Source organism: Burkholderia sp. MSMB1835 (assembly GCF_001526365.1).
In the GTDB taxonomy this organism is placed as follows: domain Bacteria; phylum Pseudomonadota; class Gammaproteobacteria; order Burkholderiales; family Burkholderiaceae; genus Burkholderia.
The window spans coordinates 23597-38791 of record NZ_LOYP01000045.1 but is presented as its reverse complement, the minus strand read 5'-3'; the positions used below and the strand labels follow the sequence as shown (position 1 = coordinate 38791).

Genomic DNA, 15195 nt, shown 5'->3' with positions numbered 1-15195 from the left:
GGCCCGTGTGCGTCGCCTACGCGCTCTGCTGCGTGTCCAGCCGGCCGAACCAGGTCGGCACGAGCGAGACCGCGTCGTCGAGCGATGCGAGCACGTGCAGGCTCAGCGCGACGATGTCGGGCGTCGGCGCCTTCAGGTCGGGCACGGTGACGACCGCGGCGCCCGCGCCGGCGGCCGACAGCGCGCCGAAGTCGCTGTCCTCGAACGCGACGCACGCGTGGGCCGGCACGCCGAGGCGCTCGGCCGCGAGCCGATAGACGGCCGGGTCGGGCTTGCCGCGCGCGACTTCGTCGCCGCCCGCGATCGCGCGGAAGAACGGCAGCACGCCGACGGCGTCGAGCCGCGCGCGGATCACGTCGCGCGCGGACGACGACGCGACCGCGCACGGAATGCCGGCCTGCGCGAGCGTGTCGAGCAGCGCACGCGCGCCCGACTTCAGCGGAAACTTCGGATGGGGCTCAGGTGCGGCGAGTTGCTCGCGCACGCGGATGCGCACCGCGTCGAACGTGTCGGCGTCGCCGATCAGCCGCGCGAGGATCACCTGGCCTTCGGCGAACGAGCGGCCGACGATCTGCAGATAATCGAGCTCGGTCAGCACGACGCCGTGCGCATTCGACACGTCGATCCACGTGTTCATGATGGTCCGCTCGGAATCGACGAGCAGGCCGTCCATGTCGAAGAGCGCGGCGGAAAAGGTCATCGGGGGCATCCGTGAAGCGGGGAAGGCGGCGGGCGGCGCGTCGGCCGCCCGAATGAAAAACGGACGCCGAAGGCGTCCGTCGGGGACTGCAGCCGTTACTTGCCCAGCGCGGCGCGGGCGGCGTTGACGGCCGCACGCACCTGGTCGGGCGCGGTGCCGCCCGGATGGTTGCGGCTTGCGACCGACCCTTCGAGCGTCAGGTAGCCGAACACGTCGTCGCCGATCAGGTGCGCGACGTTCGGCAGTTCCCGCTTCATCTCGTCGAGCGTCAGGTCGGCGAGGTCGATGCCGCGGTCGTCGCAGATCTTGACCGCGTGCGCGACGGCTTCGTGCGCGTCGCGGAACGGCAGGCCGCGCTTCACGAGGTAGTCGGCGAGGTCGGTGGCGGTCGAGAAGCCCTGCAGCGCGGCCGCGCGCATCGCGTCCGGCTTCACGGTGATGCCGGCGACCATCTCGGCGAAGATCCGCAGCGTGTCGGCGACGGTGTCGACCGTGTCGAACAGCGGTTCCTTGTCTTCCTGGTTGTCCTTGTTGTACGCGAGCGGCTGGCCCTTCATCAGCGTGAGCAGCGCCATCAGGTGGCCGTTCACGCGGCCGGTCTTGCCACGCGCGAGCTCGGGCACGTCCGGGTTCTTCTTCTGCGGCATGATCGAGCTGCCGGTGCAGAAGCGGTCGGCGATGTCGATGAAGCCGACGCGCGGGCTCATCCACAGCACGAGCTCTTCGGAGAAGCGCGACACGTGCGTCATCACGAGCGCGGCCGCGGCGGTGAATTCGATCGCGAAGTCGCGATCCGACACCGCGTCGAGCGAGTTCGCGCAGATGCCGTCGAAGCCGAGCGTCTTCGCGACCGCGTGACGATCGATCGGGTAGCTCGTGCCCGCGAGCGCGGCCGCGCCGAGCGGCAGGCGGTTCACGCGGGTGCGGCAGTCGCGCATGCGCTCGGCGTCGCGCGTGAACATCTCGACGTACGCGAGCAGGTGATGGCCGAACGTGACCGGCTGCGCGACCTGCAGATGCGTGAAGCCCGGCATGATCGTGTCGGCGTTCTGTTCCGCGAGGTCGATCAGCGCGCCGCGCAGGTCGTTCAGCAGGCCGCCGATGCGGTCGATCTCGCCGCGCAGCCACAGGCGGATGTCGGTCGCGACCTGGTCGTTGCGCGAGCGGCCCGTGTGCAGGCGCTTGCCGGCGTCGCCGATCAGTGCGGTCAGGCGCGCCTCGATGTTCAGGTGGACGTCTTCGAGGTCGAGCTGCCATTCGAATTCGCCGCGCTCGATCTCGCCCTTGATCTGCGCCATCCCGCGTTCGATCGCGGCCAGGTCGTCGGCGCTGATGATCTGCTGCGCGGCGAGCATGTTCGCGTGCGCGAGCGAGCCGGCGATGTCGACGAGCGCGAGGCGCTTGTCGAAAAACACCGACGACGTGTAGCGCTTGACCAGCTCCGACATCGGTTCCGAGAAGCGGGCCGACCAGGCCTCGCCCTTTTTGTGCAGTTGGGACGTCATGGCGATTCTTCGAAGGGGAGTTGGGCGGCCGTGCGCCGCCGAGGGAATCCCGCGATTCTAACATTCGCGGGCCGGCCTACCGGCCCTTGCGGGCGCGGCCGGTGCTCAGTCGCGCACCAGCACGACGAGCTTCAGGTCCTCGCGGTGCGCGGGCTTCAGCGTGATCTGCTGGTACACGAGGCGGCCGTCGGCCGGGTGGTCGAATTCGCGCAGCCCGCCTTCGCGCTCGAACACGTCCTGCGACGCCCAGTACTGCGCGAACGCGTCGCTGCCGGCCGTCAGCGCGTCGATCAGCGCGCGCGTCGGCGCATCGGTCAGGTGGCGGATCGCATCGGCGCGGAATTCGGCCGCGAGCCGCCGCGCGCGGGTTTCCCAGTCGACGATCAGCGCGCGGGCGGCCGGCGACATGAACGTGAAGCGCAGCAGGTTGCGGTCGTGCTCGCCGTCGAGCCAGCCGGAAAAGAGCGCGGCGGCCGGCGCGTTCCACGCGAGTGCGTTCCATTGGCGGTCGAGCACGTAGGCGGGCGTCGCGATCGCCGCGACGGTCGCGGCGAGCGTCGGCGGCAGGTCGCCGCCCGCGACGTCGGGCTCGGCCGGGTCGCGCTGCGCGGCCAGCTCGAACAGGTACGCGCGCTCGGCCTTCGACAGTTGCAGCGCGACGGCGATCCGGGCGAGCGCGTCGGCCGACGCCGATACGGGCCGGCCCTGCTCGATCCACGTGTACCAGGTCGGGCTGACGCCGCACAGCTGCGCGACTTCCTCGCGCCGCAGCCCCGGCGTGCGGCGGCGCGGGCCGGGCGGCAGGCCGACCGCCTGCGGCGACAGCCGCTCGCGATGGGCGCGGATGAATTCGCCGAGCGCGCGAGCGGGCGTGGCGTCGAGCGGCGGGACGGGAGCGGAGGACGGCTGGTTCATGCGGAAACGGCGAAATGGAGACGAAGGCGCGGCAACGATCCGGCAGCAACGATCAGACAGGTGGATCGAATACCAGAATAACTGCTTAACTTGTACTGGTACATGTGCGGGCCTATTGTAGCGGCTCGCGCGCCGGCAGGACACGGCGTGCGTCCCACGAGACGTTGCACGGGGCCGGATCGCGCGCGGGAGCGCCGGGTTCGGCCGGCTGCATCAAGAAAAGGAGCGAACGATGAAACACCACGACCAGGTCGCCGACGCATTCGGCACGACGGCGGCCGCCTATCTGACGAGCGCGGTTCATGCGACGGGCGCCGACCTGCAGACGCTCGCCGACGCGGTGCGTGCGACGCCCGATGCGGCGGTGCTCGATCTTGGTTGCGGCGCCGGCCACGCGAGTTTCGCGGTCGCGCCGCACGTGCGCGACGTGGTCGCGTACGATCTCGCCGCGCCGATGCTCGCGACCGTCGACGCGGCCGCGCGCGCGCGCGGGCTCGCGAACATCCGCACCCAGCAGGGCCCGGCCGAGCGGCTGCCGTTCGACGCCGCGACGTTCGACTGGGTCGTGAGCCGGATGAGCGCGCACCACTGGCACGACATGCGCGCGGCGCTCGCCGAGGTGCGCCGCGTGCTGAAGCCGGGCGGCCGCGTGTTGATGATCGACATCGCCGGCAACGACCACCCGCTCCTCGATACGTACCTGCAGGCCGCGGAAGTGCTGCGCGACGCGTCGCACGTGCGCGACTACCGCGCGGACGAATGGCTCGCGATGTTTCGCGCAGCCGGTTTCGACGCGCAGGTGCACAGCCGCTGGCGGTTGCCGATCGATTTCGACACGTGGGTCGCGCGCATCCGCACGCCGGCCGACAGCGTCGCCGGCATTCGCGCGCTGTGGGCGCATGCGCCGGACGAGGTGCGCGGCTATTACGCGGTGCAGCCCGACGGTTCGTTCGAGCACGATGCGTTGCTGATCGATGCGCGCTGAGCGTGCGGCGCGCGCCGCGCCGTTTCTCGTCGCATGAAAAAAGCCGCGATACGCATCGGCGCGTATCGCGGCTTTCGTTGTCCCGGGCGGCGCGGAATGCACCCGCGCCGCGCGCGGATCAGCCGGTGTTGCGCAGGCCGGCCGCGATCCCGTTGATCGTCAGGTGAATCCCGCGGCGCAGCCGCGCGTTCGTGTCGCCCGCGCGGTGACGCTTGATCAGTTCGACCTGCAGGTGGTTCAGCGGATCGAGATACGGGAAGCGGTTCTTGATCGAGCGCGCGAGCAGCGGGTTGGTCGCGAGGCGGCCTTCGTGCCCGGTGATTTCCGCGAGCGCCTGCGACGTGCGCTCCCATTCCGCGACGATCCGCTCGAACACGTGCTTGCGCAGCTTGCGGTCGGGCACGAGTTGCGCATAGCGCGACGCGACCGCGAGATCGGTCTTCGCGAGCACCATGTCCATGTTCGACAGCAGGTTCGAGAAGAACGGCCAGGTCTTGTTCATCTTCTTGAGCAGCGCGACGCGTTTCGCGCGTTCGGCGTCGTCGGACGCGCCGTCGAGATACGCGCTCACCGCGCTGCCGAAGCCGTACCAGCCGGTCAGCAGCAGCCGGCACTGACCCCACGAGAAGCCCCACGGAATCGCGCGCAGATCCTCGATCTTGCGCTGCTTCGGATCCTGCAGCTTGCGTGACGCCGGACGGCTGCCGATGTTCAGCTCGGCGATCTCGGTGATCGGCGTCGACGCGAAGAAGTAGTCGGTGAAGCCCGGGGTTTCGTAGACGAGCGCGCGATACGCGGCCATCGCCGCGTCGGACAGCGTCTGCATCGCGGCTTCGAACGCGGGCAACTGCGCCGGTGCGTTCGACTGCGGCAGCAGCGACGCCTCGAGCGTCGCGGCGACGACCGTCTCGAGGTTGCGCCGGCCGATCGACGGGTTCGAGAACTTGCTCGCGATCACCTCGCCCTGTTCGGTCAGGCGGATCTGGCCGTTCACGGTGCCCGGCGGCTGCGACAGGATCGCCTGGTAGGTCGGGCCGCCCCCGCGGCCGACCGTGCCGCCGCGGCCGTGGAACAGCCGCAGCGTGATCTTGCGCTCGCGGAACAGGTCGACGAGCGCGAGTTCCGCGCGATACAGCTCCCAGTTCGACGTGAGGAAGCCGCCGTCCTTGTTGCTGTCGGAGTAGCCGAGCATCACTTCCTGCTCCGCGCCCTGGTGCGCGATCAATGCGTCGATGCCCGGCAGCGCGAAGTATTCGCGCATGATGCGCGACGCGTCGCGCAGGTCGGGGATCGTCTCGAACAGCGGGATCACCATCAGGCTGTTGCGCGCGTCGCCGCCCGGCACGCCGAGCGTGCCTTCGAGCAGGCCCGTCTCCTTCTGCAGCAGCAATACCTCGACGAGGTCGCTGACCGTTTCCGTGTGCGAAATGATGTAGTTGCGCACCGCGCGCGCGCCGAATTGCGCGCGGACCTCGCGCGCCTTCTCGAACACGCCGAGCTCGCTCTGCGCGAGCGCCGAGTATTCGAGGTACGGCGAGCGCAGCGGGCGCGGATCGGCGAGCGCGGCGAGCAGCACGCGCAGCTTGTCTTCCTCGGCGAGCGCCGCATAGTCGGCCTCGACGCCCGCGCGCGCGAACAGCTCGGCGACTACCGCTTCGTGGATGTCGGAACTCTGGCGCAGGTCGATGCTCGCCAGATGGAAGCCGAACACTTCGGCCGCGCGCACGAGCGGCGCGAGGCGCGGCGCGGCGAGCGACGTGCCGTGGTGTTCGTCGAGCGACGCGGTCAGCACCTTCAGATCGGCGACGAACGCTTCGGAATCCTCGTACGGGATCGCGCGCACCGGCGGCGCGCCGCGGCCCGCGCTGCGCACGGGTACCGTGCCTTCGCCGACGCGCACGCGCGCGCTCGCGGCGAGCCGCGTGTAGATGCCGATCAGCGCGCGGCGATACGGTTCGTCGACACGGTGCGGCGATTGATCCGGCGACGCTGCGGCGAGCGCCTTCACCGCGTCGTTCGCGCCGACCAGCAGGTTCGACACCGACAGTTCGGCGCCGAGCTTGTGCACCTGTTCCAGATAGTGCTCGAGGATCACCGCGGCCTGGCGGTTGATCGCCTCGTCGAGCGTCGACGCGGTCACGTTCGGGTTGCCGTCGCGATCGCCGCCGATCCAGCTGCCCATCTGGAAGAACGCGGGCACGCGGGCCGACAGGCCGTGCTCGGCGAGCGCGGCCTCGATGTCGCCGTACAGCGCGGGCAGCTCGTCGAGGAAGGTCGCGCGGTAGTACGACAGTGCGTTCTCGATTTCGTCGCCGACCGTCAGGCGCGAGTCGCGCAGCATGCGCGTCTGCCACAGCGCGGTCACGCGCGCGCGCAGCATCGCTTCGTTGTACTGGCGCTCGCGCGCGGTCAGTTCCTGGTCGCGCTCGGCGAGCAGGCGCGCGATGTCGTGCTGCGCGTCGAGGATGCTCTTGCGCTGCACTTCGGTCGGGTGCGCGGTCAGCACCGGCACGATCAGCGCATCGTCGAAGAAGCGTTGCAGCAGGCGCTTCGACGCGTTGCCGGTGGTTTTCAATTGATCGAGCGCGTACGCGACCGTGCCGGGCTGCGGCGCGGAGCCGGCCAGCGCGTGGATGCGGCGGCGGCGGTTGTGATGGCGGTCTTCCGCGATGTTCGCGAGGTGCGAGAAATAGCTGAACGCGCGCACGACGCTCACCGTCTGCTCCGGCGTCAGCTTGCGCAGCTTCTTCTCGAGCGTCTGCGCGGCTTCGCTGTCGTCCTCGCGGCGGAACTTGACCGCGGTCTGGCGGATCGTCTCGACCACGTCGAACACGGTATCGCCTTCCTGTTCGCGCACGACGTCGCCGAGCAGGCGGCCGAGGAAGCGGATGTCTTCGAACAGCGGACGGTCCTTGTCGTCGCGCGCGCGGGTGCCGGCCTTCGTCGCGACGGCCTGGCGGGCGACTGCGCCGGCGGCTTTCGTCGCCGTTTTTGTCTGACGTATCGGGTCTTTCGGTTTCGTTGCCGTGGGTTTCGTCGCCGTTTTCGCACGGCCGTTCGCGGCGGTGGCGAGCGTGCCCGTCGGGGCGTCGGAGGAGGGCAAGGCAGCATTGCGGCGCGCCGTACGCGCCGATCCGGAAGACTTCACGATGGGTTTCCTTGGGAAAGCTCGAGTCAAAAGGAACTGCGGAAACTGCGGGAACTGCGGTCAAGCAACCAGCTACGTGCGGCACATCCGCACCACGGCGCCGCGACCCGCACGGAGGCAGGCCGGGCGCAGGCTCCGGGCTCGGGCGGCCGGGGCGTGCGTGCTACCATTGTTCGGTCTTCAATCCCGTCCTTCGATGTTCCAGCAATGAATTCCGAGACCCCCGCGGCCGGGCCGCACCAGGCACGGCTGCCCGCGACGTTGACGATCGCTTCGCGCGAGAGCCGCCTGGCGATGTGGCAAGCCGAACATGTGCGTGATGCGCTGCGCAAATTATATCCAGCTTGTGACGTGAAAATCCTCGGGATGACGACGCGCGGCGATCAGATTCTCGATCGCACGCTGTCGAAGGTCGGCGGCAAGGGCCTGTTCGTGAAGGAACTGGAGAGCGCGCTGGCCGACGGCCGCGCCGATCTCGCGGTGCACTCGCTGAAGGACGTGCCGATGGCGCTGCCCGACGGCTTCTCGCTCGCCGCGATCATGGAACGCGAAGACCCGCGCGACGCATTCGTGTCGAACGACTACGCGTCGCTCGACGCGCTGCCGGCCGGCGCGGTCGTTGGCACGTCGAGCCTGCGTCGCGAAGCGATGCTGCGTTCGCGTTATCCGCATCTCGAGGTCCTGCCGCTGCGCGGCAACCTCGACACGCGTCTCGCGAAACTCGACCGCGGCGACTACGCGGCGATCATCCTGGCGGCGGCCGGCCTGAAACGCCTCGGCCTCGAAGCGCGGATCCGCACGCTGCTCGACGTCGAGGCCAGCCCGCCGGCGGCTGGCCAGGGCGCGCTCGGCATCGAGATCGCCGCGCACCGCGACGACGTCGCCGCGTGGCTCGCGCCGCTGCACGACCCGCAGACCGCGCTCGCGGTCGAGGCCGAGCGGATGGTGTCGCGCGCGCTCGGCGGCAGTTGCGAGGTGCCGCTCGCCGCGCACGCGGTGTGGCGTGCGGGCGAGCTGTACCTGACGGGCCGCGTGTCGACCACCGACGGCAAGCGCGTGCTGACGGCCGAGGAGTGCGGGGCCGTCGTGACCGTCGCCGATGCGCTCGCGCTCGGCCGCGCGGTGTCCGACGAGCTCGAGGCGCAAGGCGCGCTCGACATCGTCCAGGCGCTGCTCGCGAGCGCGCAGGCCGCGGGCAAGGGCGACGCCTGATGGCGGGCGGCGCGCGCGCGTTCACCGCTGTCCTGACGCGTCCGGACGGCCAGTCCGACGCGCTTGCATCGCAACTGGCCGATGCCGGTTGCGACGTGCTCGAATTCCCGCTGATCGACATCGCGTCGGTCGACGATCCGGCGCCGCTCGACGCCGCGTTCGCGGCGCTGGCCGACTACGCGCTGGTGATTTTCGTGTCGCCGAACGCGATCGACCGCGCGCTCGCGCGGTACGGCGCGATCTGGCCGAACGCGCTGCCGGTCGGCGTGGTCGGGCCCGGCAGCGTCGCGGCGCTCGAACGTCACGGCATCGCGGCGCCCGCGCATCGCGTGATCGCGCCGCAGGCGCCGCCCGACGGCGGCGTACCCCATTACGATTCGGAAAGCCTGTTCGCGAGCATCGAGGCCGCGTTCGGCGGCGCGCAGGCGCTGGCGGGCAAGCACGTGCTGATCGTGCGCGGCGACGGCGGGCGCGAGTGGCTCGCCGACCGCCTGCGCGAGGCCGGTGCGGACGTCACGCTCGTCGCCGCGTACCGGCGCGTCGTGCCCGAGCCGCGCGTCGGCGCGTGGGAGCGCGTGCATGCGCTGCTCGACGGCCGGCCGCACGCGTGGCTCGTCACGAGCTCGGAAGGCGTGCGCAACCTGCACGAGCTCGCGCGCGCCCACCTGAACGACGCCGAGATCGACGCGCTGAAGCATGCGCCGCTCGTGACGCCGCACCCGCGGATCGAGCAGACCGCGCGCGCATTGGGTTTTGATAGGATTACGCTGACCGGCGCGGGCGATGAGCGCATCGTCCGCGCGTTTCGAACGATGGCCGACGAGGCCGTCCAACCGGCGACAGCCGCACCGGTGACTAAACGCATGACAGATACCAACGATTCCAAAAGCGTCGCTTCCCAGCCGGCCGCTGCATCCGCACCGCCGCCCAATCCTCCTTATCTCGCGCCCGAGCCGCGTGCGCGCCGCGGCGGCAGCGCGGTGCTGTGGTTCGTCGTCGTCGTGCTCGGCTGCGCGGCGGGTGTCGGCGGCTACGCGCTGAACCGCAAGATCGATCGGCTCGACGGTACGTTCGTCGCGCGCCAGAAGGCGCTCGACGCGCAAGCGGCCGAAACGCGGATGAAGACCGAGCAGGCGCTCGCCGGCACGCACCAGGTCGACACGCAGCTCGCGCAGCTCGACGGCAAGCTTGCCGATGCGCAGAGCGCGCAGCAGGCGCTGCAGCAGCAATACCAGGACCTGTCGCGCAACCGCGATGCGTGGATGCTCGAGGAAGTCGACCAGATGCTGTCGAGCGCGAGCCAGCAGCTTCAGCTGACCGGCAACACGCAGCTCGCGCTGATCGCGCTGCAGAACGCCGACGCGCGTCTCGCGACGTCGCAGAGCGCACAGGCCGTCACGGTGCGCAAGGCGCTCGCGCAGGACATCGAGAAGCTGAAGGCCGCGCCGACAGCCGATCTCACCGGCCTCGCGATCAAGCTCGACGACGCGATCGGCAAGATCGACGCGCTGCCGCTGTCGGGCGAGGCGATCGTGCCGCACGCGGCGCCGAAGGCCGCGCCGGCCGACGCCGCTTCGTCGGTCGCCGCCGGCGAGCCGCGCTGGAAGGTGTGGTGGCACGACTTCTCGGCCGGTCTCGGTCAGCAACTGAAGGGCCTCGTACAGGTGCGCCGGATCGACCACGCGGATGCGATGCTCGCGTCGCCCGACCAGGGCTACTTCGTGCGCGAGAACGTGAAGCTGCGTCTGCTCACAGCGCGGCTGTCGCTGCTGGCGCGCAACGACAGCGCGATGAAGGCCGACCTGCACGCCGCCCAGGCGTCGCTCGGCAAGTATTTCGATCAGGCGTCGAAGGACACGCAGACCGTCGAGGATCTGCTCAAGCAGGTCGACGGCGCGTCGCTGAGCGTCGCGGTGCCGAACCTGAACACGAGCCTGAACGCCGTTCAGCAGTTCAAGAGCCGGGGGTAACGATGACGCTTCGAGGAATCGTCTGGCTCGCGGTCCTGTTCGCGCTCGCCGCCGCGCTCGCCACCGTCGGCCGTTTCGACGCGGGGCAGGTGCTGCTCGTCTATCCGCCGTACCGGGTCGACGTGTCGCTGAACTTGTTCGTGATCGCCATCGTCGTGCTGTTCATCGTCGTGTATGCGCTGCTGCGCATCGTGCGCAACATCTGGCGCATGCCGCAGCGGGTCGCCGCCTATCGCGCGCGCTCGCGCAACGAGAAGGCGCAGGCGTCGCTGCGCGATGCGATCGCGAACCTGTACGCGGGCCGCTTCTCGCGCGCGGAGAAGGCCGCGCGCGAAGCGCTGTCGGTCGACGCGAACCTGGGCGCCGCGAGTCTCGTCGCGGCCACCGCCGCGCATCGGATGCACGAGTACACGCGCCGCGACGACTGGCTGTCGAAGATCGACGCGCCCGACTGGCAGGATGCACGGCTGCTCGCCGCCGCCGACATGCGCGCGGACGCCCGCGATGCCGACGGTGCGCTCGCCGCGCTGGCCGACATGCAGGCCGGCGGCAAGCGCATCCACGCGCAGCAGGTCGCGTTGCGTGCGCAGCAGCAACTGAAGAACTGGGCCGAGGTGCTGAAGCTCGCGAAGGCGCTCGAAAAGCGCGAGGCGCTGCATCCGGCCGCGGCCGTGCGGCTGCGCCAGCAGGCGGCGGAAAACCTGCTGCGCGAACGCCGGCACGACCCGGACGCGTTGCTCGAAGTGTGGCAGTCGCTGTCGCCGGTCGAGCGCCAGTCGCCGCGTCTGGCCGATCTCGCGGCCGAGTTGCTCGTGCCGCTCGAGCGCCGCAACGAAGCGCGCCGGATCGTCGAGGACGCGCTCGCGCACAACTGGGATGCGCGCCTGCTGCGCCGTTATCCGGACACGGCCGGCGCCGATGCGCTGCCGCTGATCCAGAAGGCCGAAGGCTGGAAGAAGGATCATCCGGAAGATGCCGACCTGCTGTTCGCACTCGGCCGCCTCTGCCAGCAGCAGCAGTTGTGGGGCAAGGCGCAGTCGTTCCTCGAAGCGGCGCTGAAGCTGGCCGACAACGAGGCGCTGAAAGTGCGGGCGCATCGTGCGCTCGCCCGTCTGTTCGAGCATCTCGGCGAAACCGACAAGGCCGCGAAGCACTACCGCGAAAGCGCGCTCGCGATCAGCGTGGTCTGACGCGGCGCTGCGCCGCGAGCGTAAAAGCCCCGAACGCCGAACGGCCTTCGGGGCTTTTTTTCGTCCGTCGCGACGCAGCGGCGCGTGCGGCGCATTATGCGCCGAGCCTGCGCAGCAGGTCGTCCTCGCTTGCGACGAACCAGACCGATTTCCCGCGATTGCACTCGCGAACGAGCGCGCGCAGCGCTTCGCTGTGCACGAGCCAGCGGTCGATGTCGCCGACGATGCCGAGCCGGACGCCGTAGTTGGCGAGCTTTTGCAGCACGGTGCCGGCCAGCCTGCTGTCGAGTCGGAAGAAGTCGTCGTGCAGCGTGTCGGCGGGAACGGCGATCCAGTCGGCTTCGTGCTCGTGGGCGAGCGCGACGAGATCGAGCGCGTCGCTTTCCCGCTGCACGAGGCCGGCGGACCGATCGCGGATCAGCACACGGCTGCCGGCTATCTGAACGATTCGATGGTGCATGTCTAGCGTTTCCGTCGATGAGAGAAAAGTGCGCACGGTGTTGCGCCGAGGCCCGGCCGGTCAGTGCGACAGCGCGGCCGCGCAAGCGGCGCGAATCGCGCGGGCATGGCGGGGGGCCTGAAGATTGCGCTCATGTGCCGCTTTGCTGGAGCAGCATGTCGAGCGACGACATCAGCGCGGCCGTGTCGGCCGGTGTCGCGGCCAGGATGATCTTGACCACGCTCGACGCGGGATCGAACGTGACGTCGATTCGCACGGGGTCGACATACGATGTGCGGCCGGACGCCATCGCGTGCAGCGACCGCGACAGGTACTGATGCAGCGACTGCGACGCATCGGGAATATCGACGATGCTGGTGACGCGCACCGCACGCGGCGCGGGCGAGGCCGGCTCCGTCCGAGCGAACGCGGCGAGGTCGGCATCGAGGATGCGGTACGCGCGGCCGACCCGCGTCGCGCGCAGCTTGCCGTCGCGAATGAACCGCAGGACGGTCTTCGGATGGACGCGCAGGCGGGCGGCAGTGTCTTCGACGGTATGGAACATGAGTTGTACGGGGTACCTTACTTGTCTTTATTGTTCCATATATAAAGGACTATAAGGGAATAATTTTGTAATTGAGGGGCCTCGTCGGATGGGCGAGACATTCGGCCGATCCGGGTGGGGCCTGTCCGGAATCGAAAACGCCCCGGCGATCGGCGATGCCGGACGGCGGGGCGTAACGGGGAGGAACGGGGAGGAACGGGCCGGAAATCGGCCGGTGTGTTCGATCAATTCGGGCGCGCCTTGACGCGCCGCGCGTCACTTGTCGACGAGCCGCTTCGGCACCGACAGCGCGAGCAGCCCGCCGAGCACGAGGAACCCGGCGAGCATGTACATGCCCGCATCGTTGGCGCCCGTCGCCTGCTTGAGCCAGCCCATCAGGTACGGGCTCAGGAAGCCGGCGAGGTTGCCGATCGAGTTGATCATCGCGATGCCGGCCGCGGCGGCCGTGCCGCCGAGGAACGCGGTCGGCAGGCTCCAGAACAGCGGCAGCGTCGTCAGGATGCCGATCGTCGCGAGCGTGAGGCCGAGCATCGCGAGCGCAGTCTGGTGCGCCCAGATCACCGACAGCACGAGGCCGAGGGCGCCGATCGCGGCCGGAATCGCGAGGTGCCAGCGGCGTTCGCGGCGCTTGTCCGCGCTGCGCGCGATCAGGATCATCGCGACCACCGCGGCCGCATACGGAATCGCCGACAGCAGGCCGATCACGATCGTATCGGTCACGCCCGTCGCCTTGATGATCGTCGGCAGCCAGAAGCCGACGCCGTAGAGCCCCATCACGAACGAGAAATAGATCAGCGCCATCAGCCACACGCGCGGGCTCGACATCACCGCGCCGAGCGGCAGGTCTTCCTTGGTGGCTTCCTCGGCGTCGACGTTGCGGGCGAGCAGCGCCTTTTCTTCATCGGTCAGCCACGTCGCCTTCGCGATCCGCTCGTCGAGCGTGAAGAACACGAGCACGCCGGCGAGCACCGACGGAATGCCTTCGAGCAGGAACAGCCATTGCCAGCCGTGCCAGCCGCTCACGCCGTCGAACGCCTTCAGGATGAAGCCCGAGATCGGCCCGCCGATCACGCCGGACAGCGCGACGGCCGTCATGAAGAACGTCGTCATCCGGCCGCGCCGGTGCGCGGGATACCAGTAGGTGAGGTAGAGGATCACGCCGGGAAAGAAGCCCGCTTCGGCGACGCCGAGCAGAAAGCGCATCACGTAGAACATCGCGGGCGTCGTGACGAACATCGTCAGGATCGAGATCACGCCCCACGTCGCCATGATGCGGGCGATCCATACGCGTGCGCCCACGCGGTGCAGGATGATGTTGCTCGGCACCTCGAACAGGAAATAGCCGAAGAAGAAGATCCCGGCGCCGAGCCCGTACACGGTATCGCTCAGGTTCAGGTCGCTCGCCATCTGCAGCTTCGCGAACCCGACGTTCACGCGGTCGAGATACGCGACCACGTAGCACAGCAGCAGGAGCGGCACGAGTCGCCACGACACCTTGCGGTAGGTTGCTTCCTCGAATGCGCCGGACGAGCCCGGCAGCGACTGCGTCGATGTTGCCATGTTGTCTCCTGTCGATCAGGGTGGGCGCTCGAGCGATTGTCCGGATCCCGTGCGCCACTGTCGTTGTCGTTGGCCGGAGCAGACGCAGCCGTGCGTCCGAGCCGGTTTCGTGCGAAGCAAGAGAATGATCGTGATGCCCGGTACGGCTAGATGCAGCGCCCGCCGTCGACTTCGAGGCAGACGCCGGTGATGAATTCGGCTTCGTCGGACGCGAGGTACAGCGCGGCGTTCGCGATGTCCTGCGGCGTCGAGAAGCGGCCGAGCGGGATCGTCGCGAGGAAGCGGCGGCGATTTTCCGGGGTGTCCTCGCAGCCCATGAACTCGGTCATCAGCGCGGTTTCGCCGAGTACCGGGTTGATGCAGTTCACGCGGATGCGGTCGGCGCCGAGCTCGGCCGCGAGCGACTTGCTCGCGGTGATCATCGCGCCCTTCGTGCTGTTGTACCAGACGAGGCCGGCGCGCGGCCGCACGCCGGCCGTCGACGCGACGTTCACGAACACGCCGCCGCCCTGGGCGCGGAAGTACGGCACGAAGGTCTGCACGCACCAGAACAGGCTCTTCATGTTGACCGCGTACACGCGGTCGAATTCGGCTTCCGTCACGTCGAGCACGGGCTTGTTGCGGTGCGTGGTGCCGGCGTTGTTCACGACGATCTGCACCGCATGGAAATCGTCGAGCGCCGCCTGCAGCAGCGCGCGCCAGTCGTCCTCTTTCGATACGTCGCCGGCCGCCGCGATCGCCTTGCCGCCCGCGAGCGCGATCTCGCTCGCGACACGCTCGGCCGCCGCGCCGTTCAGGTCGTTGACGACGACGTTCGCGCCTTCGCGCGCATACGTCTTCGCGATGCCTTCGCCGAACCCCGAGCCGCCGCCCGTGACGATGGCCGTCTTGCCGCTCAACCGCATGGTGTGTCTCCTCATATCTTCGATTTGCTTCGAACTTCAGTTGTAGCCCGCCGTGAGGCGGGCTGCCTGACCGGTTGACGGCCATGGCACGGCGTGTGTCT

General features: G+C 69.3%; 12 protein-coding genes. 4 read left to right on the top strand and 8 right to left on the bottom strand.

Features of this window, described 5'->3' with window-relative positions:
- Positions 1-16: 16 nt before the first annotated feature.
- The 3 genes from WS96_RS20320 to WS96_RS20310 all read right to left on the bottom strand — a co-directional run bounded on the left by WS96_RS20320 (position 17) and on the right by WS96_RS20310 (position 3120).
- Positions 17-700, bottom strand: coding sequence for an HAD family hydrolase (locus tag WS96_RS20320; RefSeq protein WP_059834905.1), 684 nt, complete (start codon positions 698-700; stop codon positions 17-19).
- Between the two features lie 95 nt (positions 701-795).
- Positions 796-2205: an argininosuccinate lyase gene (gene argH / locus WS96_RS20315; RefSeq protein ID WP_059834904.1), complete on the bottom strand. Its 1410-nt coding sequence runs from the start codon at positions 2203-2205 to the stop codon at positions 796-798.
- Between the two features lie 105 nt (positions 2206-2310).
- Entirely contained in the window at positions 2311-3120 is an 810-nt protein-coding gene (locus WS96_RS20310) for a helix-turn-helix transcriptional regulator (RefSeq protein WP_059834902.1), read from the bottom strand.
- A gap of 232 nt (positions 3121-3352) precedes the next feature.
- On the opposite strand from WS96_RS20310, the gene WS96_RS20305 reads away from it, so the two are divergent.
- Positions 3353-4105: a class I SAM-dependent methyltransferase gene (locus tag WS96_RS20305; RefSeq protein WP_059834900.1), complete on the top strand. Its 753-nt coding sequence runs from the start codon at positions 3353-3355 to the stop codon at positions 4103-4105.
- Positions 4106-4223: 118 nt separating this feature from the next.
- On the opposite strand, the gene ppc is transcribed toward WS96_RS20305, so the two are convergent.
- The gene (gene ppc, locus WS96_RS20300; protein ID WP_059834898.1) at positions 4224-7253 is read right to left on the bottom strand and encodes a phosphoenolpyruvate carboxylase; all 3030 of its coding nucleotides are present in this window, start codon (positions 7251-7253) and stop codon (positions 4224-4226) included.
- 207 nt (positions 7254-7460) lie between these two features.
- On the opposite strand from ppc, the gene hemC reads away from it, so the two are divergent.
- Genes hemC through WS96_RS20285 form a run of 3 tightly spaced genes read left to right on the top strand, consistent with a single transcriptional unit; the run spans position 7461 to position 11625 of the window.
- The gene (gene hemC / locus WS96_RS20295) at positions 7461-8465 is read left to right on the top strand and encodes a hydroxymethylbilane synthase (RefSeq protein ID WP_059834896.1); all 1005 of its coding nucleotides are present in this window, start codon (positions 7461-7463) and stop codon (positions 8463-8465) included.
- Positions 8465-10435, top strand: a complete 1971-nt coding sequence (gene hemDX, locus WS96_RS20290; protein WP_059834894.1) for a fused uroporphyrinogen-III synthase HemD/membrane protein HemX — start codon at positions 8465-8467, stop codon at positions 10433-10435. The genes hemC and hemDX overlap by 1 nt, the downstream gene beginning before the upstream one ends.
- 2 nt (positions 10436-10437) lie before the next feature.
- Positions 10438-11625: a heme biosynthesis protein HemY gene (locus tag WS96_RS20285; RefSeq protein WP_059834892.1), complete on the top strand. Its 1188-nt coding sequence runs from the start codon at positions 10438-10440 to the stop codon at positions 11623-11625.
- A gap of 94 nt (positions 11626-11719) precedes the next feature.
- Here the strand turns inward: WS96_RS20285 and WS96_RS20280 are convergent, their stop codons facing one another.
- The 4 genes from WS96_RS20280 to WS96_RS20265 all read right to left on the bottom strand — a co-directional run bounded on the left by WS96_RS20280 (position 11720) and on the right by WS96_RS20265 (position 15094).
- The gene (locus WS96_RS20280; protein ID WP_082720314.1) at positions 11720-12085 is read right to left on the bottom strand and encodes a DUF4180 domain-containing protein; all 366 of its coding nucleotides are present in this window, start codon (positions 12083-12085) and stop codon (positions 11720-11722) included.
- A gap of 130 nt (positions 12086-12215) precedes the next feature.
- Entirely contained in the window at positions 12216-12629 is a 414-nt protein-coding gene (locus WS96_RS20275) for a helix-turn-helix domain-containing protein (RefSeq protein ID WP_059834888.1), read from the bottom strand.
- A gap of 255 nt (positions 12630-12884) precedes the next feature.
- Entirely contained in the window at positions 12885-14189 is a 1305-nt protein-coding gene (locus WS96_RS20270; protein WP_034208110.1) for an MFS transporter, read from the bottom strand.
- Between the two features lie 146 nt (positions 14190-14335).
- On the bottom strand, positions 14336-15094 hold the full coding sequence (locus WS96_RS20265) for an SDR family oxidoreductase (RefSeq protein ID WP_059834886.1): 759 nt from the start codon (positions 15092-15094) through the stop codon (positions 14336-14338).
- Between the last annotated feature and the right edge of the window lie 101 nt (positions 15095-15195).